Source organism: Acinetobacter sp. YH01024, assembly GCF_013420195.1.
Taxonomy (GTDB): domain Bacteria; phylum Pseudomonadota; class Gammaproteobacteria; order Pseudomonadales; family Moraxellaceae; genus Acinetobacter; species Acinetobacter amyesii.
This window is the reverse complement of the sequence record NZ_VOYQ01000010.1, coordinates 81372-97086: the sequence shown is the minus strand read 5'-3', so window position 1 is coordinate 97086 and position 15715 is coordinate 81372. Positions and strand designations below refer to the sequence as shown.

The 15715-nt window shown below is 34.7% G+C and carries 26 protein-coding genes and 1 pseudogene; 13 read left to right on the top strand and 14 right to left on the bottom strand.

Annotation, left to right across the window (positions count from 1 at the left end; genetic code table 11):
• Positions 1 to 228: 228 nt before the first annotated feature.
• Positions 229 to 363: pseudogene (locus FTT88_RS07020) on the top strand (IS3 family transposase); the annotation flags it as partial.
• A gap of 108 nt (positions 364 to 471) precedes the next feature.
• Here FTT88_RS07020 and FTT88_RS07015 read toward each other — a convergent pair.
• Positions 472 to 1008: a hypothetical protein gene (locus tag FTT88_RS07015; protein WP_180166167.1), complete on the bottom strand. Its 537-nt coding sequence runs from the start codon at positions 1006 to 1008 to the stop codon at positions 472 to 474.
• 143 nt (positions 1009 to 1151) lie between these two features.
• Between FTT88_RS07015 and FTT88_RS07010 the strand changes: the two genes are divergently transcribed.
• Both FTT88_RS07010 and FTT88_RS07005 read left to right on the top strand, forming a co-directional pair.
• Positions 1152 to 1409, top strand: coding sequence for a helix-turn-helix domain-containing protein (locus FTT88_RS07010; protein ID WP_120368469.1), 258 nt, complete (start codon positions 1152 to 1154; stop codon positions 1407 to 1409).
• A 225-nt stretch (positions 1410 to 1634) separates the two neighbouring features.
• A complete protein-coding gene (locus tag FTT88_RS07005) occupies positions 1635 to 1973 on the top strand; it encodes an antitoxin Xre-like helix-turn-helix domain-containing protein (RefSeq protein WP_180039821.1) in 339 nt (112 codons plus the stop codon).
• A 359-nt stretch (positions 1974 to 2332) separates the two neighbouring features.
• Here FTT88_RS07005 and FTT88_RS07000 read toward each other — a convergent pair whose 3' ends face one another.
• The 5 genes from FTT88_RS07000 to FTT88_RS06980 all read right to left on the bottom strand — a co-directional run bounded on the left by FTT88_RS07000 (position 2333) and on the right by FTT88_RS06980 (position 5235).
• Positions 2333 to 2836: a hypothetical protein gene (locus FTT88_RS07000; RefSeq protein WP_180109898.1), complete on the bottom strand. Its 504-nt coding sequence runs from the start codon at positions 2834 to 2836 to the stop codon at positions 2333 to 2335.
• A gap of 152 nt (positions 2837 to 2988) precedes the next feature.
• The gene (locus FTT88_RS06995; protein ID WP_257230146.1) at positions 2989 to 3549 is read right to left on the bottom strand and encodes a hypothetical protein; all 561 of its coding nucleotides are present in this window, start codon (positions 3547 to 3549) and stop codon (positions 2989 to 2991) included.
• Entirely contained in the window at positions 3540 to 3965 is a 426-nt protein-coding gene (locus tag FTT88_RS06990) for a hypothetical protein (protein WP_180116212.1), read from the bottom strand. Before FTT88_RS06990 ends, FTT88_RS06995 begins: the two co-directional genes overlap by 10 nt.
• Before the next feature lies 1 nt (position 3966).
• Positions 3967 to 4263 (bottom strand): DUF4123 domain-containing protein, encoded by a 297-nt coding sequence (locus FTT88_RS06985; RefSeq protein WP_373685334.1) that lies wholly within the window; start codon positions 4261 to 4263, stop codon positions 3967 to 3969.
• A 39-nt stretch (positions 4264 to 4302) separates the two neighbouring features.
• Complete coding sequence (locus FTT88_RS06980) at positions 4303 to 5235, bottom strand: IS5 family transposase (protein ID WP_180173818.1); 933 nt, start codon at positions 5233 to 5235, stop codon at positions 4303 to 4305.
• A gap of 41 nt (positions 5236 to 5276) precedes the next feature.
• Here FTT88_RS06980 and FTT88_RS06975 point away from each other — a divergent pair, with 41 nt between their 5' ends.
• Together FTT88_RS06975 and FTT88_RS06970 are read left to right on the top strand one after the other, a co-directional pair.
• The gene (locus FTT88_RS06975) at positions 5277 to 5543 is read left to right on the top strand and encodes a hypothetical protein (protein WP_180036251.1); all 267 of its coding nucleotides are present in this window, start codon (positions 5277 to 5279) and stop codon (positions 5541 to 5543) included.
• Complete coding sequence (locus FTT88_RS06970; protein WP_180112650.1) at positions 5537 to 6163, top strand: hypothetical protein; 627 nt, start codon at positions 5537 to 5539, stop codon at positions 6161 to 6163. Before FTT88_RS06975 ends, FTT88_RS06970 begins: the two co-directional genes overlap by 7 nt.
• A gap of 238 nt (positions 6164 to 6401) precedes the next feature.
• Here FTT88_RS06970 and FTT88_RS06965 read toward each other — a convergent pair whose 3' ends face one another.
• From FTT88_RS06965 to FTT88_RS06955, 3 genes are all read right to left on the bottom strand, one after another.
• The gene (locus FTT88_RS06965) at positions 6402 to 6692 is read right to left on the bottom strand and encodes an addiction module antidote protein (protein WP_070155664.1); all 291 of its coding nucleotides are present in this window, start codon (positions 6690 to 6692) and stop codon (positions 6402 to 6404) included.
• Position 6693: 1 nt separating this feature from the next.
• Positions 6694 to 6990 carry a type II toxin-antitoxin system RelE/ParE family toxin gene (locus tag FTT88_RS06960; protein ID WP_004647749.1) on the bottom strand — a complete coding sequence of 99 codons (297 nt, stop codon included), beginning with the start codon at positions 6988 to 6990 and terminating at the stop codon, positions 6694 to 6696.
• 97 nt (positions 6991 to 7087) lie between these two features.
• Positions 7088 to 7609, bottom strand: a complete 522-nt coding sequence (locus FTT88_RS06955; protein ID WP_180105732.1) for a hypothetical protein — start codon at positions 7607 to 7609, stop codon at positions 7088 to 7090.
• A 629-nt stretch (positions 7610 to 8238) separates the two neighbouring features.
• Between FTT88_RS06955 and FTT88_RS06950 the strand changes: the two genes are divergently transcribed.
• Positions 8239 to 8922 (top strand): hypothetical protein, encoded by a 684-nt coding sequence (locus FTT88_RS06950; RefSeq protein ID WP_016658768.1) that lies wholly within the window; start codon positions 8239 to 8241, stop codon positions 8920 to 8922.
• A gap of 5 nt (positions 8923 to 8927) precedes the next feature.
• Positions 8928 to 9479 carry a macro domain-containing protein gene (locus tag FTT88_RS06945; protein ID WP_000755487.1) on the top strand — a complete coding sequence of 184 codons (552 nt, stop codon included), beginning with the start codon at positions 8928 to 8930 and terminating at the stop codon, positions 9477 to 9479.
• A gap of 1 nt (position 9480) precedes the next feature.
• On the opposite strand, the gene FTT88_RS06940 is transcribed toward FTT88_RS06945, so the two are convergent.
• The 5 genes from FTT88_RS06940 to FTT88_RS06920 form a co-directional block, all read right to left on the bottom strand.
• A complete protein-coding gene (locus tag FTT88_RS06940) occupies positions 9481 to 9867 on the bottom strand; it encodes a type II toxin-antitoxin system death-on-curing family toxin (RefSeq protein ID WP_000053135.1) in 387 nt (128 codons plus the stop codon).
• A complete protein-coding gene (locus FTT88_RS06935) occupies positions 9864 to 10043 on the bottom strand; it encodes a hypothetical protein (protein WP_001231652.1) in 180 nt (59 codons plus the stop codon). Before FTT88_RS06935 ends, FTT88_RS06940 begins: the two co-directional genes overlap by 4 nt.
• Before the next feature lie 49 nt (positions 10044 to 10092).
• Positions 10093 to 10428, bottom strand: a complete 336-nt coding sequence (locus FTT88_RS06930) for a hypothetical protein (protein WP_179997550.1) — start codon at positions 10426 to 10428, stop codon at positions 10093 to 10095.
• Between the two features lie 96 nt (positions 10429 to 10524).
• Entirely contained in the window at positions 10525 to 10797 is a 273-nt protein-coding gene (gene nadS, locus FTT88_RS06925; protein WP_000369781.1) for a NadS family protein, read from the bottom strand.
• Positions 10790 to 11110 (bottom strand): type II toxin-antitoxin system RelE/ParE family toxin, encoded by a 321-nt coding sequence (locus FTT88_RS06920; RefSeq protein ID WP_058971762.1) that lies wholly within the window; start codon positions 11108 to 11110, stop codon positions 10790 to 10792. Before FTT88_RS06920 ends, nadS begins: the two co-directional genes overlap by 8 nt.
• Positions 11111 to 11276: 166 nt before the next feature.
• On the opposite strand from FTT88_RS06920, the gene FTT88_RS06915 reads away from it, so the two are divergent.
• The 6 genes from FTT88_RS06915 (at position 11277) to FTT88_RS06890 (ending at position 15674) form a co-directional block, all read left to right on the top strand.
• Positions 11277 to 11537, top strand: coding sequence for a hypothetical protein (locus FTT88_RS06915; protein WP_068976015.1), 261 nt, complete (start codon positions 11277 to 11279; stop codon positions 11535 to 11537).
• A gap of 138 nt (positions 11538 to 11675) precedes the next feature.
• Entirely contained in the window at positions 11676 to 11990 is a 315-nt protein-coding gene (locus tag FTT88_RS06910; protein ID WP_058971764.1) for a hypothetical protein, read from the top strand.
• Positions 11991 to 12953: 963 nt separating this feature from the next.
• Positions 12954 to 13232, top strand: a complete 279-nt coding sequence (locus FTT88_RS06905) for a metalloregulator ArsR/SmtB family transcription factor (RefSeq protein ID WP_004871185.1) — start codon at positions 12954 to 12956, stop codon at positions 13230 to 13232.
• 10 nt (positions 13233 to 13242) lie between these two features.
• Positions 13243 to 14262, top strand: a complete 1020-nt coding sequence (locus FTT88_RS06900; RefSeq protein WP_180056120.1) for a permease — start codon at positions 13243 to 13245, stop codon at positions 14260 to 14262.
• 24 nt (positions 14263 to 14286) lie between these two features.
• The gene (locus FTT88_RS06895; protein WP_004871187.1) at positions 14287 to 14526 is read left to right on the top strand and encodes a thioredoxin family protein; all 240 of its coding nucleotides are present in this window, start codon (positions 14287 to 14289) and stop codon (positions 14524 to 14526) included.
• Between the two features lie 86 nt (positions 14527 to 14612).
• On the top strand, positions 14613 to 15674 hold the full coding sequence (locus tag FTT88_RS06890) for an ArsO family NAD(P)H-dependent flavin-containing monooxygenase (RefSeq protein WP_020846547.1): 1062 nt from the start codon (positions 14613 to 14615) through the stop codon (positions 15672 to 15674).
• The last annotated feature ends 41 nt before the right edge of the window (positions 15675 to 15715 follow it).

Genomic DNA, 15715 nt, shown 5'->3' with positions numbered 1-15715 from the left:
TGTTCAAATGGCTATTCTACGTTTGATTGGTTTTGGAAAAAAAGAAGAATTTAAGAAAGTGCTAGCAATTTTAAGAAAGAAAAAGCCTGATAGGACAAGGATCCTATGAAATTTGTCGTGTACAGAGTCTGTGTTATAGCGTTTTAAAACATCAGACTGCCTATCAAAGAGATTATTTATTAGCCGAATAATCTCAAAACCTGATTGACTACCAAGACGGTATCTCAGGTCGCTGACTTCACATATATTAAAACTCATTCAGATTGGGTCTAAACCACATTTATTATTGATGTTTTTTCATGTGCAATTGTTGGCTGGAAAGTATCAACACGTAAGAATACAGATATGGTGCTTGATGCGCTGAGTTATGTATCGTCTTTTGAGCTTGAAGCAATGTACGATTATAAGATTAACCCGTTAGGTCAGGTGGCCTAACTTAAATAAAAAAGTCTCCGACAAACCCGGTACGGTTCATTCATTTCTTTCCTGAATATCTCCATATACACCATAACTACATTTTTTATTGCCAATCCCTCTGTCCGTTATAATTACAGTGAGTTCATTGATATTTGGAACAGCAAAAACTTGTGCTCTTATGTCCTTTTCGTTGGATACTGTTTCAAGTAAAACAGACCAACTATCATCATTATCTCCTGGCGGCTCAGTGATCTCAGCAGGAGATTCTATATCAAAGAAACGTCCATCAAATGGAGACGCTTTAAATGCCTTAATAACTCTATCCCTGAAAAACTGATCATGAGCATATAGTTCACTAAATGAAAAATTACATCCTGAAGGAAGACTCATATTTCCATCATCACTAATAATTAAATTATCTAAACATTTCTTAGAAACCATTTTTTTCAGACTACTTGTCTTGTTTTTACTAGGCTTTACTTCAGGTGCTATGCCTGCATAAGCATTACCACTTACATGAAGTGCCAAAGTCATACTAGATAGCAACAGTAAATTTTTAACGCCCTGTTTCCCTTTATTAAATTTCCCCATTTCAGCCCTCTTTTTTTGATATATGAATTTATTTCCTTAAATAAAATTATCTGTATTAAGGATAAAAATTACATATTATTAATGTATTAGTGAAGTTTGCACCCAAAACAGGTGCATCCTAACACGCACCTATTATAGGTGCAATGAATAATATTACTTTATCAATTCACTCAGATGAGTATGTTTGGCTGCGTAAGCTTTTCATTCAAAAGAGAAATGAACTCGGACTTTCCCAAAGGGCGCTGGCAGAGCGTTTAGGCATCATTTATTCATTTGTTGGGAAAGTGGAAACAGGTGATCGAAAATTAGATATTTTTGAATTTATTCATTATTGTGAAGCTTTAGAATTAGATGCGAATGAAATTGTCAGCCAACTCATTTTATTAAAAAATAAAAGCTAAAATTATTTCATTTTTTTATATGACCCCCTATAACTTGCCGTTAATCCTATAATTCTTAACACCCCCTGCACTCTCCCAACCTAATCATATATTCTTTTTAAACAAATTAAAAAATGGAGATTTGCAATTCAATTACAAATACCACGCTCAAAATTTTTCACTACCGTCAGTACGAATTATGTAGTAGAACCTAAAGAGCGCTTTGTAATACGGATAATCGAACAAATGACTAATAGCGAAAAGGTCTTAGCTAAAGCTGTTTTAGCAACAGCCAAAAAAATGGGGCTAACATATGATCAGCTTGCCATGATTCTTGGTATAGATTTATCAAGAACCAATATAGATTGCAGCAAACTTTCATTATTACAAAAAGAAATTGCTCTAAAACTTATACGTATAACAGTTGCTCTAGATTCTCTTATAGGTGGAGATATATCAATGATGCAACACTTTATGAAATCTCCAAATAAAATAACAAAAGGCATTCCATTGGATCAAATCCAGAATATTTCTGAGCTTGAGATTGTTTTACAATTTGTAGAAGGCCTCCAAGCTAAACCATAATATATGCAAGGCTTCATTACTTATAAACTTGAGTTATGGCCCGATCTAATTATTCAAGTGCAAGATATAAGAAACATCCTTTCTCAAGATAAGTATTCTAAAAGCGGTCATTTCAATTTTGGGCTTACAATTGAATGAATTTCGTATAAGAGATTTTATGTTAAAGACTTTCAATAGAGAGTACAGTGATAAAGCGATCATTTGGCTATTAAAATATAGTTAAATAATCGCTTTTTTATCGTTTACCTATAGGCTAGTGATAAAATTATTTCCGATCTAACCAAGATAAAAAACTAGGGCTAAGATTCAATTTAACTGCTGGAGTTAATAGTGAATAAAAAATGATTTACGAACAAGTTTTAATCAGTTTGCAGTATATAAAGCTCATTAAAATTTAATTTTTTCTTAAAATATAAATTAAGTAACTGATCAAGTTTCGCATAATCTATTATTTTTTTAAGATTTAAGGTAATTTGAAATATACTATACCAATCATCCATAGGTGAATTATCTCTCCATTTATCACCATATGAATCATCTCTTTCAACATTAATCACGATGTCCTTATAATCTGAAGATTCTTCTCGATCATCAACTATCGCAAAGAAAAATACCTGTTCTTTATTATGATTCACACATGATAATAGAGAATAAAAAGCATCTGGATCATTCCGTCTTGCATCATAATAATCTGATGAAAATTCCCAATTATTTATTTCATCTTTAGGAATATAAGCTTTCACAATATTTAAGATCATTAATCTAGCAGCACAATATTCATCATAATTAACATAATAATTATTAAAAGGATACTTTGGATGTTTTTTAAAAAAACTAATTATTTCTTCTGTTTTATATTTCATTTAAGCACTCTTTAGAATTAATCCTGTTCTGATATCAATATCAATTCGCCTTGAATCACCCATAACTCGATCTTGCTTATGAGTTCCATCAAAACTAAAACTCCATTTACTAACACCTACCCCACCTGGAGTATTTTTTGTCATCCAAGAAACTAAATTATTATATGCCGTTGTCGCCCCCCTTTCTCATAATCAACTTTCTGCCCTTTTTTCTTATCCGGACTATGACCTTTTAAACCTATCATTTGTACCCGAACTGATTTTGCATATAATTTACATAAAGTTAACGAAGGTGGAGCAGGTAAATCTACCCATGCTGAATTAGCCTCAGTTGCTGTAACAATCATCTGGTTTGTTTTTGCACCATTTTGTGCTTGAATTCGACCATTATGCTTTTGTTTATTACAATTAGAATTATTAGGATTACAAGTTCTATTTAACTTATCTCTTTCATCTTTAATATTTTGTAATGCTAGTGCTTTTTGATAATCAGAAATATTTCCTTTCTCTCTTTGTATTTGTTCCTCTGCTGTTTCTAATGCACTATTTAAAGCACCTGTAATAGTACTATCACCCAATGTAGATGGAGTTAATATACCGATCAATACTGCACCAACCGGATTAGTTCTCGCTCCAACTCTAGCAGCTTCACCCGCTTTTTCTATGGCTGTTCCCCATCCACCTAGACTACCAATATCTGCTGCTACTGCCATGTTTCTTTCTCCAAAGCAGCATAAAATTTTTGAGATTCAGAATTATTTAAGCAACTTTCTACAATTCCTGCTAAAACATCAATTCTTAAATACGGAGGCCATAATTTTTCTTCTAAAATACCTCTATTCCAATTATCATCATCTATATTGTTCTTATTTAAAATAAAACAAATTTCTCCATATACCGCACACCACTTATTATAGTCAGCATCTTCTTCCATTCCATTTAAATATTTCTTTACACGCCCCTGTGCAATAAATAAAAAATCAACACCTCTTTTTTCATCATTATTAAAATATTTTTCAGAAAAAAAAGGAAATTTCATTTTCAATCTATTCCAATTCCATAGAGCTAAATCTTCTTCACGGCTATTTGAAAATATATCAATCTGCTCTTGAGTAAACTTTATTGTCATATCAAAGACTCACTATATTATGCAAAGTACTATCGAATTCTTGATACCACCAATTACTAATTGGTTTTAATAAAACCATATAACTTTCATCATCTAACATTTTGTTAAGTATTTTAATAATTGCTGGATCATAAAATCTAAATAAAGCTAGCTCCTCACTAGGTAGCTCTGCCTGTAAAAAAGGCTGTAAATGTTGAATTAGTTGTTGTTTAGATAAAGAAGTTTCAATAATTGAAAACATCCCTATTGTTTCACCAACAACAAGTTTTTTTTGTAATAACTCACGGCTTTGTTGCACAAAGATTTGAAATACAAAGCCCCCCTAATTGAGCCAAATTTAAGGCGTAACTTGGGTAAGTGGTCGACCTAATTCCGTAAATCTGTTGAGGACTGCTACACGTGCATGAATTTCATTCACTTGGCTATCAAAACTCCTTGCACTGAGTTTATCCCCCAATAATTTGATGCAATGCATCTTAGTTTCGACCAAACTTCGGCAATGATAGCCGGACCATTTTTTCCATAATGTCCTGCCTAAACGTTTAACTGTTCGAAGTAATTCATTTCGCGCTAGCGAGCTGATCTTTGTATCTTTCCATGGTTTCGCATTTTTTCTAGGTGGAATCACCGCATGCGCTTGCCGATCTGCAATGACCTGACGGCATTGCTTGGTGTCATAAGCTCCATCGGTATAAACAGAGTCAATCTGCTCATCTTGTGGAATCTGATCGAGTAAATCACCAAGCACTTGTGAATCACTCACATTATTTGTAGTGAGTTGAATGGCGCGTATTTGAAGGGTTTCAGCATCTATACCAATATGAAGTTTACGCCATTGGCGACGATATTCAGGTCCATGTTTCTTCCTTTTCCATTCACCTTCACCTAAAAACTTTAGACCGGTAGAGTCTACCAGCAAGTTAAGCCCACCACTGCTTTTTTGATAATTAATCGCAATATCAATATGTTTTTGTCTTCTGCAAAGCGTACTGTAATCTAGTGCGGTCCAATTTAATCCACAAAGTTTAATCAGACTTTGCACAAAGCCAGTGACCATACGTAAAGATAGACGGAATAAGGATTTAATCATTAAGCAGCATTGGATAGCTGCGTCGGAGTAGGTTTGATTTCGCCCTTGTTTGCCTTTTGATGGAGCATACCATTGCGTAGCAGGATCAAACCAAATGGCAATATTTCCGCGACTCATGAGTGCTCGGTTATATGCGGGCCAATTGGTTGTGCGATAGATTTTGTGTATAGGCTTCTTCATTTGAAAATTATATCGCTGAAAAAGCCTTTACAGATAGGTTTGTGCAACAAAGCCCATGTGCAGAAACAATGCTTGAAATATTAAGACCTTATATACCTGAATTACCAATAGGGAAAGGGAAAACGGGAACGTATTATGTATATATTAGAGCAGTTACTCCTTACTGGCTTTTTGATGACTTTAAAAAAGCAGGAACACCATATAAAGTATTTCCAACAGATCCAAGTAAATATACGAAAGAAGATCCTAAAAAATTAATTAAAGAGTATGTTCCTGCAATGAATGATTTGGATTATATAAAATGGTAACTAAACATGCTTTATTGATATTATGTGTTTTTGCACTAATGGGTTGTCATGAAAAAGATAATCCTGCTGAGAACCATCAGAAGATAAATATTATTCCTAAAATTGAGAAACTTGTTATGACAAATGATGAATATGATAAAGAATATTTTGGATCTCTAAGAGATTGGATATCAGAAAATGATTTTTTGAAAATATCTGAGTATGTTATAAAAAAAGCAAAAGAAAATAATTTTCAGGATATTGATCCTGTTTTAGGAAAAAAAGAAAAAATGTATAGCAAGGATTTTAGCGATCCTTATATGTCTTATCATTATATTAATATTCCTAATTTATCTCAAACGGAAGTTTATTTGAAATATAAAAAAGATAATAATAAATTAACTTATATTTCTTTATCCTCTGGTGGACCAGTAAGCTTTATTTTGAAAAATTCAGATATAAATGTATTAAATGAATTAAAATTAAAACTATTGAAAAAAGAAAAGCTTAGTTACTCAAATCAACTAGCGGAATATCAACTGAGTGACGGAACTTTAAAGTATCAGGTAGTAGCAAAAAATACCCTAGATGATACAAGCTTACCTAAAGAATTCTATAGCTTTGATATATATATAGAATAGTTGAAAATAAAGTTTTGAGACTGTTCTAAATTTTGTGTAAATGCTTAATTTTAATTTATCATTAAAAGAATAATTACAAAAGGTACTTCACATAGAAAACAATATAAAGTCATTCGTAATTAAGTTGATTATTTTCAGTGGTTCTAAAGATTTCCTAAAATTAACATAATACACCTTATACGAAATAAAAAAAAAATGGGAGCTTTAATCTCCCATTTTTATTATATTTTTTAATATTTTAGGCGTGTTGTACTGTGAGTTTTAAGCCTAAAGCATTCACTACACGATTAATCGTATCAAAACGTGGTGCTGAATCCTGACGTAGGGCTTTGTAAAGTGCTTCACGTCCAATCCCTGCTTCTTTAGCGATTTGAGTCATGCCACGAGCTTTAGCAATTACGCCAAGGGCATGAGCTAATTCAGCTGGATCATTTTCTTCAAGAACTATGTTGAGATACATCACAATGTCTTCTTCAGTTTTGAGTGACTCAGCCATATCAAAACTTGGTAAATCAGCGACTTTAACCATTTTAATCCTCCAATGTTTTCGATAATTTGACTGCACGATCGATGTCTTGTTGTTGAGTTGATTTATCTCCTCCACCAAGCATTACAATCACTACGTCACCATGTTGGATGTAATACATCCTCCATCCGGAACCGAAGAATTCTCTCATTTCCCAAACGCCATCCTGGAGAGGTTTAATATCTCCCCAATTTCCACGTTGAACCTTATCTAATCGACGATTCAGGCGGATACGAGTCATATTGTCTTTAATGCCATCTAACCATTCATCAAATTCTGGCAGACGTTTAATTTCAATCATGAGTATTCCTTCTCTTCTCACCATATTGTATTCGATCGAATACAATATGCAAGTAATCTATACGAACATCCATTAATTTCGTATAACAGCCATTATGTTAAATCCCCTCATTCCAAGCTTTATCTAAACTTTTCAAATTATTGTATGCTTCTTCAAAATTATTTAATTTAAATGTTAAAACAGGAGATGAAAAAGGTTTTTCCCAAACTACGGATGTTACAAGGTCATGCATATTGTCCCATGCTACCCCAAATCGAATCCATTGAACCTCTGATTCAGTCACGATCTGTTCAATCATAATTACATTACAGACAAGATCTAAATCATCAGGACAAATTAAAATTGGTATGACAGTTGATACTGCACCATATTCAGAAGTTTCGGGTTTTAATAGTTTCCATGCATTACTCAAAGGAACGCTATTTTCAAAGTCATATAGCCAACCCTGTGCTGGAACGGAAGATTTTGCATCTTTAAAACTAGTGTTTTTACTTATCCATATATTTAATGGAAGCCCATCAATAGCAAAAATAGGAAATGGTTTAGTGTTTCCACTTCCATCCTGAATACATCCTTTGATAGGGTGTTCATTTAATAATGTTGCTGAAATTAAGTTCATATATTTTTTAAATACTTTAAAGATTTCCTAAAATTAACATAATAGAGCTTATACGAAATGCTTTTTGAAATATCATTGTTTTTCATATAGTTAAAAATTTTTCACCCCCCTGAAAAACAACAAAAAACCGACTTGGAAACAAGTCGGTTTCTTTTTGAGCAATTTTGATACTTCTTGCCAATAAAATTGATCAATATTTAATCAATTTGTCATTTTTCTCTGCGTTATCAAGACAGCGCTGGCTTAAATTATCCCCAATTTCTGCGGACAACTCTTGGGATAAAAATCCACCAATTTTGTACGCTTTGGCTCACACCAATTCCGGCCCTTTGCGCCTATACGATCTGGCTGCAATTTCCTATGATGGATTCATCAGGAACAGGAAGTTCCACACAATAATAAGAACATAGATACGCACAAGGACTGTAAGGTACGACAGGAGTTATACCGAGCGAACCAATACGAAAAAGCCCAACAGGATGTTGGGCTTTTTTATGTCTTGAATCTGGATTTCGTATAAGAGATTTTATGTTAAGTGTATTTTTATATCTATAAAAAACTTTCCATATAAATGATTTATATGAAATATATGTGATAATTTGAATCTTAAAAGTATCAGAGAAGATAAAGTGGGAAAAAGTCTAAATTTAGCAAATTCAATTTTCGCAGGCTTTAATGATAAAAACGGATTAATGATTTGTGGTTATGAATGGGGTGAAGAATCACAAAGTAAGGGGCAAGAAGTTATAATAGATATGACTAAAGAATGTACCTTTTCTAATAAATCATTGCGATATGGTGATGTTGCTAAGACATGGATTAAATACGATAAAAGAATTAGAACTTGGTTTTCTATGTGGGGGCATCCTCTAAATGAGGAAGGCTTAGGCGATGCTTTCGACAAAATGATTGTACAAACTAATTGGGCTGTAGAATCAAAAAAATCTCGTTCTGCAATTCCTTTCTACAAACAAGATGAAAATGTTGATAATTTTATAGCACATATAGAAGAACTTAGACCTAAAGTAATTCTGTTTATGGGAAGTGAGCTTTTAACTAAGGTACTAAAATTTTATAAAGTAAGGGATAAATTCACTCCAATTATGGGCAATGAAATTGAAAAATTGCAAACATTAAGAATGCCTGATTATCATGGCTCATTGGCTTATATCAATAAATTTGAAAACTGCACTGTAGTTGGGTTGCCACATCCTTCTAGTGGTCGTGGAATTACAAATGAGTATATTGAATTCTGTGGATCTGAATTAAATCCTATTATTTCTCAATTTAAAAAAGATCGCGGTATTGCATAAAATTTATGAAAAAAGTCCATCTCATCCAAGCAGATATAACAGCTTTTGCTGTACATGCCATCGTTAACTCAGCAAATAAATCTTTGCTTGGTGGTGGGGGACTTGATTATGTGATTCATAAAAAAGCTGGACCATTGATGAAAGAAGAATGTGTTCGTCTAAATCAAGAAAAAGGTGGATGCCCTACAGGTCAAGCAGAAGTAACAACAGCAGGTAATCTGCCTGCTAAATACCTTATTCATGCGGTTGGACCACGATGGTTAGATGGCGAACACAATGAGCCACAATTGCTTTGTGATGCTTATAGTAATGCACTATTCAAAGCTAATGAAATTCATGCACTCACTGTTTCTTTTCCATGTATTAGTACAGGTGTTTATGGTTTTCCACCTCAAAAGGCTGCTGAAATTGCGATTGGCACTATACTCTCTATGTTGCCTCAATATGATCATGTTGCAGAAGTATTTTTTATCTGCCGAGAGGATGAAAATTATTTAATTTATAAGAATCTTTTATCGAATATCGATGATCCAAATATTCAGATTCTGATTTCTTAGTTTAAATTATCGAAAGCTCGTATAAGAATTCAGCCACAATTTTGGCTAATAATTCATGTTCTTCTTGTGATTCAACAATATCGACCATCAAATCATCTAAACCTGTTTGTTCCTGAATGGTAACACCTTGAATTTCGAGATAAGTCAGCATTACAGCTAAACCAGTTCTTTTATTACCATCAACAAAAGCATGACCTTTTGAGATAGCTATACCAAACCATGCTGCGATCTCAAAAATGTCGCTTACATTACTGTAATACATTTGCTGATCTATACGGCTTAATACGCTTTCTAGCTTTTCAATATGACAGCCTATTCGCCCTACGCCAGTTTGTAATAGGATCTCATCATGCACAGCAATGACGAATGTTGAGCTAATCAAACTCATTTATAAGCAAGCTCTTGGATTTCAGCTTTATGCTGATTAATGACTCGTTTTGCACTATGCATCACAACACGTTTAGTCGCTTCGTCATTGCTAAATTGGATTGGTAATACTTGACCCGAAACCTTTTCACGATTTGAAATTTGATCAAGGCTATAGTCTTTTAAACGCTTTCTCATCTTCATACCCCTATTAAAAGAGAATTTCATTTTAGCCTAAATTAAACAATTAAGTACGATAGTGAGGATCTTTTCTTGGAATAGCATTTTCTGAATCTATATCAAAGAAATCATAAATTTTAGTGGCTGTTACTGTGTTAAATAATTTTTTGTCCATATACACGATTGCTTTTCCTTTATTTGTGTCGAAAATTACCCTACCCCTTGGAATCTGTTCATATTCATAATGACGTAGTTCTGGGTATACACTTTGCATATTTTTCCAATAATCGACATGTGTATATGGACTATCAATTAAGCCTATTGAATCTGCATCATTTAAATTGAATGGATGAGCTATGCCGATAACTTGCTTTTGCAAAAACCAAAAGATTCCTATTTTCATTTTTCATCAACTGATTAATTTCCCTAAAATTAACATAATACACGTTATACGAATCTAAAAATGGGAGCCTTAAGCTCCCATTTTTTAAGTAATTTTTTAAATAAGACTTGGATGAGCATCTAAAATTCGAATCAATGTAGCTGCTGGTCCAGTTGGATAGCGTCGTCCCTGTTCCCAATTTTGCAGGGTACGAGGACTAATATGCAGACGTGCAGCAAACTCATTTTGGCTCAAGCCTGTTTTTTCACGTACTTCTTTAATATCTGGTAGTTCGAGTTCTGTAACTCGACTTGCTTTAACTTCTTTACGTTTGATAGCTCCAGCTTCTTTGATTGAAGCAACCAAGTCATCAAATAAGTTGTTATCCATGAAATTGCTCCTTCACGAGTTGGCGCAGAATGGCTGTTTCCTTATCTGTTAAATTATCTTTCACTGATTTTGGATAAGCCACTAAGAAAAATATCTGATCATCCTCGGTGACCCAATAATAAATCACCCGAATGCCACCACTTTTTCCTTTGTTACCTTGAGCACAACGTACTTTGCGAATACCACCGCCATTCTTGATTAGATCACCTCTATCAGGCTGTACCAAAAGATCTTCCTGAAGTTGACGATATTCCTCATCAGATACAAGGTCTTTAATTTGCTTGGTAAAGATGCTGGTTTCAATAAATAACATGGACTCTTTGTACGTCAATGGCGTACTTGTATTTTAGCAGTTTCCATAACAAAAAACGAGAGTTGTCCGCTCTCATTCCGAATAATGCCCATCATGCTAAATAAAAGGATATTCAGAAAAATATAGATGTAAAATTATGGCCAAGAAAAGTTATTTGAGTTGTTATATGAGCGTTACTGTTACTCAGCAAAAAGATATTGATAAGGTTTTGAAGAAATACCCTGATTGCTGTTCAATCTGTAAAGATCATTTTGATGATGAAGATTTGACATATACAGTTTTTGGATATGACAAAAATCAACGTATGCAAATCGTTTCAGGTTGTTGTATTGATGAGATATCAGACGTAGTGCTTCTAGGCTTATGTGGTTGTTATGACCCAAATGACATACAGAATTTAATGAAAGAGCATCCTCTAGTAGGTTAATTCTTTAAGGTGAGCTTGAAGACTTTCTAAAATTAACATAATGGGCGTTATTCGGTTATTTATTGCTGATCTAAAATTTGTAAAAGAGAGTCTGGCTTAATTTAGACAGCTCTTTACTATATTTATTGAAGGTTTTTTATGAAGCACTTAGGATTTGTAGGAAAAAGTACTGAATATTTAGGGTATACCCATGTTGAAATTATCAATAGCTCATTACGCTTATCTTTCAATATTCCATCAACAAAAGATCTAGAAGAAACCTTTAAAAAGATGGTCGAAAATAACTATGATTTACTCATGGAAACATCAGCAGAAATCGAGTTCGAATTAGAAAGTGAAACGCTAGCAAAGATAGAAACCATCATAAAAGAAAAAGGGATTGAACTTGATGAGTTTGTTCAAAATGCGCTGATTAAACTTATCAACCAAAATGAATTGGCTAAGACTGATTAGATCTTAAATGCAGGCAATAAAAAAGCCCGACATCCTGTCGGGCTTTTTCGTATTGGTTCGCTTGGCTTGACTCCTGTCGTGCCGCCGATCCTTGTGCGATTATTTATTTTTATTCTGCGGAACGTCCTGTTCTCTTATGACTTCATGATATTGAATACAAGGGATTGTGAATATCCGCAAAACCCCTAAATTCATGTGCGCTCAGGCGTACACAATTGGTGGATTTTTATCCCGAGAGTTGTCCGCAGAAATTGGGGATTATTTCTGAACTGTGACCCTTAAGAAATCAAGAAAAAACGCAAAAATGAATATTTTTTGATCAATTTTATTGGCTAAAAGTTACAGTTTTGCTTAAAAAGAAACCGACTTGTTTCCAAGTCGGTTTTTTGTTGTTTTTTAGGGGGATGAAAATTTTTTAACTTTATGAAAAACAAGGATATTTTAAAAAGCTTGTTTCGTATAAGCTCTATTATGTTAAATAGAATCCTATTTAGTTGAATATTCATGCTTATAAGTGGTGTGTAAATCTTAAGTGAGAAAATCACTTTTATTTCAGCACACGTCAGATGCCGTGATCGCAGAAATTACCGAATTTTTGCATCATCATTTTGATCTCAATCATGTGACTGTACAGCTAGAATCAATCGATTATGCTGAACATTGTGAGATGAACCATAAATATCATGTTTCATAGACATCTGACATTTAGTAGTACGTGAAGAAACCCTATATTTTGTATCGTCCATCCTAAGTGGTTTTAGATATTCCTTTGGCACAGTTAGGTACTTTTTTTAAAGAAGATGGAAAATTCATTATTGGGGAAAATGGTAAGTATTTAAAATAAAAACATAATTTATTGTGAAGGCCCTGAAAAATGGTTTTTTTTATTTCCCATGTCACATTGACAATAATCAATATGATTTACATACTGGTTACATTAGAGCCATTTAAGGATAGTGTAGATTGAACAATCTTCAGGCCTGTAATTTATATAAAGCTTTAACCGATGAAACGCGGGTTAAAATTTTACAAACACTGCATTCAGGTGAATGTTGTGCCTGTGAACTATTGAAAAATTTATCAATTACGCAATCTACGCTCTCCCATCATATGAAGTGTCTGACTGAATTAGGTCTAGTCAAGGGAAGAAAAGATGGACGCTGGATGCGTTATTCACTAAATATCCCTTGTACCGAACAGCTCTATTCATTCACTAAAACACTTTTAGTCGGCCAAGGTTAGGGGGATTTAAATGGACAGTATTATTGCAATCTTTGCATGGTTAAATAGCGTCCTGTTGAAAATGACATGGCTATCAGATGGAGTTGCCTGGTTCGTTGAAAATATCTTAGGTTTATCGATTGCCACGCAAGTCGGTGGCAGCGTGCATTTTTTTATCTATGATGTCATTAAAATTTTTATACTTTTAAGTGTCCTGATCTATTCACTGTCGTATATCCAGAGCTATTTCCCTCCAGAACGAACCCGACAAATTCTGGGACGCATGAAAGGGATTAAAGCCAATATCATGGGTGCCTTACTGGGAACCATTACCCCATTTTGTTCATGTTCATCTATTCCTATCTTTATTGGTTTTACTCGGGCCGGTTTACCTGTCGGCGTAACATTCTCTTTTTTGATTTCCTCTCCTTTGGTCGATTTAGCTTCCATTATTTTACTCGCGAGTATCTTCAACTGGAAAATTGCCATGATCTACGTGGTACTTGGTCTGATTCTGGCAGTCCTAGGTGGTTCACTCATCAGCTTTTTCAAAATGGAAAGGTATGTCGCTGAATTTGTAACGCACAATAATGCGGTGCAAGATGATGAAAATTTTAAAATGTCCGCGAAAGAGCGTCGCGAATTTGCCTGGGAGCAGGTGGTCGAAATCTTCCGGAAAGTTTGGATCTATGTCTTGATCGGTGTCGGTATTGGTGCTGCGATTCATAACTGGATTCCAACGCAGTGGATTACTGCCTTATTAGGGCAAGACCATTGGTATTCAGTGCTTGTTGCGACTGTGGTCGGCATGCCGATGTACGCAGATATATTTGGATCTTTACCTATCGCAGAAGCATTGGTAGCTAAAGGTGTGGGCTTAGGTACAGTTTTGGCCTTTATGATGGCGGTGACAGCGCTTTCTCTGCCATCGTTAATTTTGTTAAAACAGGTCGTGAAGAAACAATTGCTCAGCCTTTTTGTCGCGATTGTTTTTGTTGGTGTTTTAATCATTGGATATAGTCTAAATTTAGTTGGTCAGTTCTTTATATAAAAAAGCAGTCTCAGGAGATTAGAAATGCAGATTAAAGTTATGGGTACAGGTTGTCATAAATGTAAGGCTTTACTAGCAGCGACAGAAGAAGCAGTGAAAAGCAGTGGGGTACAAGCTGAAATTGAGTATGTCACGGACATAATTAAGATTGCTGAAACAGGTTTGATGAGTACGCCTGGTCTAGTCATTAATGATAAAATTGTCTCAAGCGGTAAAGTATTAGAAGCTCCAGCAATAGCTGAGTTAATTGAAAAAAATAAGTAAATTGAGTTATTGAAATTTAATATAAAAAACCAGTTGCTCCGGCAACTGGTTTTTTATATTAAAGAAAAATGAAAGGGGAAAGGGCTTTGAATCATAAACAGAATGAAACGGATGTGATCATTATCGGTGGTGGGCAGGCTGCTTTATCTACGGCTTATTTTTTAAAGCGAAAAAAAATACCATTCATTATTTTAGATGATCAAAATCAAGCAGGTGGAGCCTGGTTACATGCCTGGAATTCTTTGCGTCTATTTTCACCGAATAGCTGGAGTTCCTTACCAGGTTGGGTTATGCCGAATACAGAACAAACGTATCCGACCAAGAAAGAAGTTATTGAATACTTGCAGCAATATGAGCAGCGTTACCACTTTCCGATTATTCGTCCTATATATGTTGATCACGTCAAAAGCGAAGGAGAGGCATTGAGTGTGCATGCAGGTGAACAGTTATGGAAAGCCAAGGCTGTAGTCAGTGCAACGGGCACCTGGAGTCATCCTTATATCCCATCTTACCCGGGCCAAGAAAATTTTAAAGGGCTGAAATTACACTCCGCCCATTATCAAAATGCAGAACCGTTTAAAGATAAGCACGTCATGATTATCGGTGGTGGAAATTCCGGAGCACAAATTTTGGCTGAAGTTTCCCAAGTGGCAGACACTCTTTGGATCACGCCAACACCTCCTCAATTTTTAGCAGATGATGTTGATGGCCGTATACTATTTTTACGTGCGACAGAGCGTTTAAAGGCAAAATTAGAAGGCGGCACAATAGATCAGCCTGTTGGCGGTCTAGGTGATATTGTCATGATTGATTCAGTCAAAGATGCACGTTCACGAGGAGTTTTACATAGTGAGCGCCCGTTTTCGGCTTTTACAGAAGATGGCGTGATTTGGGAAGATGGATCTTTTCAACAGGTTGATGCAGTGATTTGGTGTACTGGATTTAAAGCGACTTTAGACCATTTAAAGCCACTTGGAATAGTAGAGGAAAATAATACGATACTGGTTGAAGGAACAAGATCAGTAAAACAACCCAACCTATGGTTAGTAGGATATGGTGAATGGACTGGACCTGGTTCAGCAACGCTGGTGGGTGTTTCAAGGACCGCGAGAACAACTGCTGAGGAAATTTCCGAATTTCTGGATTAAAATTTTGACCTATTTGTCTTGAGCAAGAAATAGCACAACAA

Excerpts from the sequence above, each read along its gene's own strand:
- FTT88_RS06940 (WP_000053135.1), bottom strand. The coding sequence starts at position 9,867 with ATGAGTTTGATTAGCTCAACATTCGTCATTGCTGTGCATGATGAGATC.
- FTT88_RS06995 (WP_257230146.1), bottom strand. The coding sequence starts at position 3,549 with ATGGCAGTAGCAGCAGATATTGGTAGTCTAGGTGGATGGGGAACAGCC.
- FTT88_RS06900 (WP_180056120.1), top strand. The coding sequence starts at position 13,243 with ATGGACAGTATTATTGCAATCTTTGCATGGTTAAATAGCGTCCTGTTG.
- FTT88_RS06970 (WP_180112650.1), top strand. The coding sequence starts at position 5,537 with ATGGTAACTAAACATGCTTTATTGATATTATGTGTTTTTGCACTAATG.
- nadS (WP_000369781.1), bottom strand. The coding sequence starts at position 10,797 with ATGGATAACAACTTATTTGATGACTTGGTTGCTTCAATCAAAGAAGCT.
- FTT88_RS06920 (WP_058971762.1), bottom strand. The coding sequence starts at position 11,110 with ATGTTATTTATTGAAACCAGCATCTTTACCAAGCAAATTAAAGACCTT.
- FTT88_RS07000 (WP_180109898.1), bottom strand. The coding sequence starts at position 2,836 with ATGAAATATAAAACAGAAGAAATAATTAGTTTTTTTAAAAAACATCCA.
- FTT88_RS07010 (WP_120368469.1), top strand. The coding sequence starts at position 1,152 with ATGAATAATATTACTTTATCAATTCACTCAGATGAGTATGTTTGGCTG.
- FTT88_RS06990 (WP_180116212.1), bottom strand. The coding sequence starts at position 3,965 with ATGACAATAAAGTTTACTCAAGAGCAGATTGATATATTTTCAAATAGC.
- FTT88_RS06945 (WP_000755487.1), top strand. The coding sequence starts at position 8,928 with ATGAAAAAAGTCCATCTCATCCAAGCAGATATAACAGCTTTTGCTGTA.
- FTT88_RS06960 (WP_004647749.1), bottom strand. The coding sequence starts at position 6,990 with ATGATTGAAATTAAACGTCTGCCAGAATTTGATGAATGGTTAGATGGC.
- FTT88_RS06910 (WP_058971764.1), top strand. The coding sequence starts at position 11,676 with ATGAAGCACTTAGGATTTGTAGGAAAAAGTACTGAATATTTAGGGTAT.
- FTT88_RS06955 (WP_180105732.1), bottom strand. The coding sequence starts at position 7,609 with ATGAACTTAATTTCAGCAACATTATTAAATGAACACCCTATCAAAGGA.
- FTT88_RS06980 (WP_180173818.1), bottom strand. The coding sequence starts at position 5,235 with ATGAAGAAGCCTATACACAAAATCTATCGCACAACCAATTGGCCCGCA.
- FTT88_RS07015 (WP_180166167.1), bottom strand. The coding sequence starts at position 1,008 with ATGGGGAAATTTAATAAAGGGAAACAGGGCGTTAAAAATTTACTGTTG.
- FTT88_RS07005 (WP_180039821.1), top strand. The coding sequence starts at position 1,635 with ATGACTAATAGCGAAAAGGTCTTAGCTAAAGCTGTTTTAGCAACAGCC.
- FTT88_RS06895 (WP_004871187.1), top strand. The coding sequence starts at position 14,287 with ATGCAGATTAAAGTTATGGGTACAGGTTGTCATAAATGTAAGGCTTTA.
- FTT88_RS06915 (WP_068976015.1), top strand. The coding sequence starts at position 11,277 with ATGAGCGTTACTGTTACTCAGCAAAAAGATATTGATAAGGTTTTGAAG.
- FTT88_RS06930 (WP_179997550.1), bottom strand. The coding sequence starts at position 10,428 with ATGAAAATAGGAATCTTTTGGTTTTTGCAAAAGCAAGTTATCGGCATA.
- FTT88_RS06965 (WP_070155664.1), bottom strand. The coding sequence starts at position 6,692 with ATGGTTAAAGTCGCTGATTTACCAAGTTTTGATATGGCTGAGTCACTC.
- FTT88_RS06935 (WP_001231652.1), bottom strand. The coding sequence starts at position 10,043 with ATGAGAAAGCGTTTAAAAGACTATAGCCTTGATCAAATTTCAAATCGT.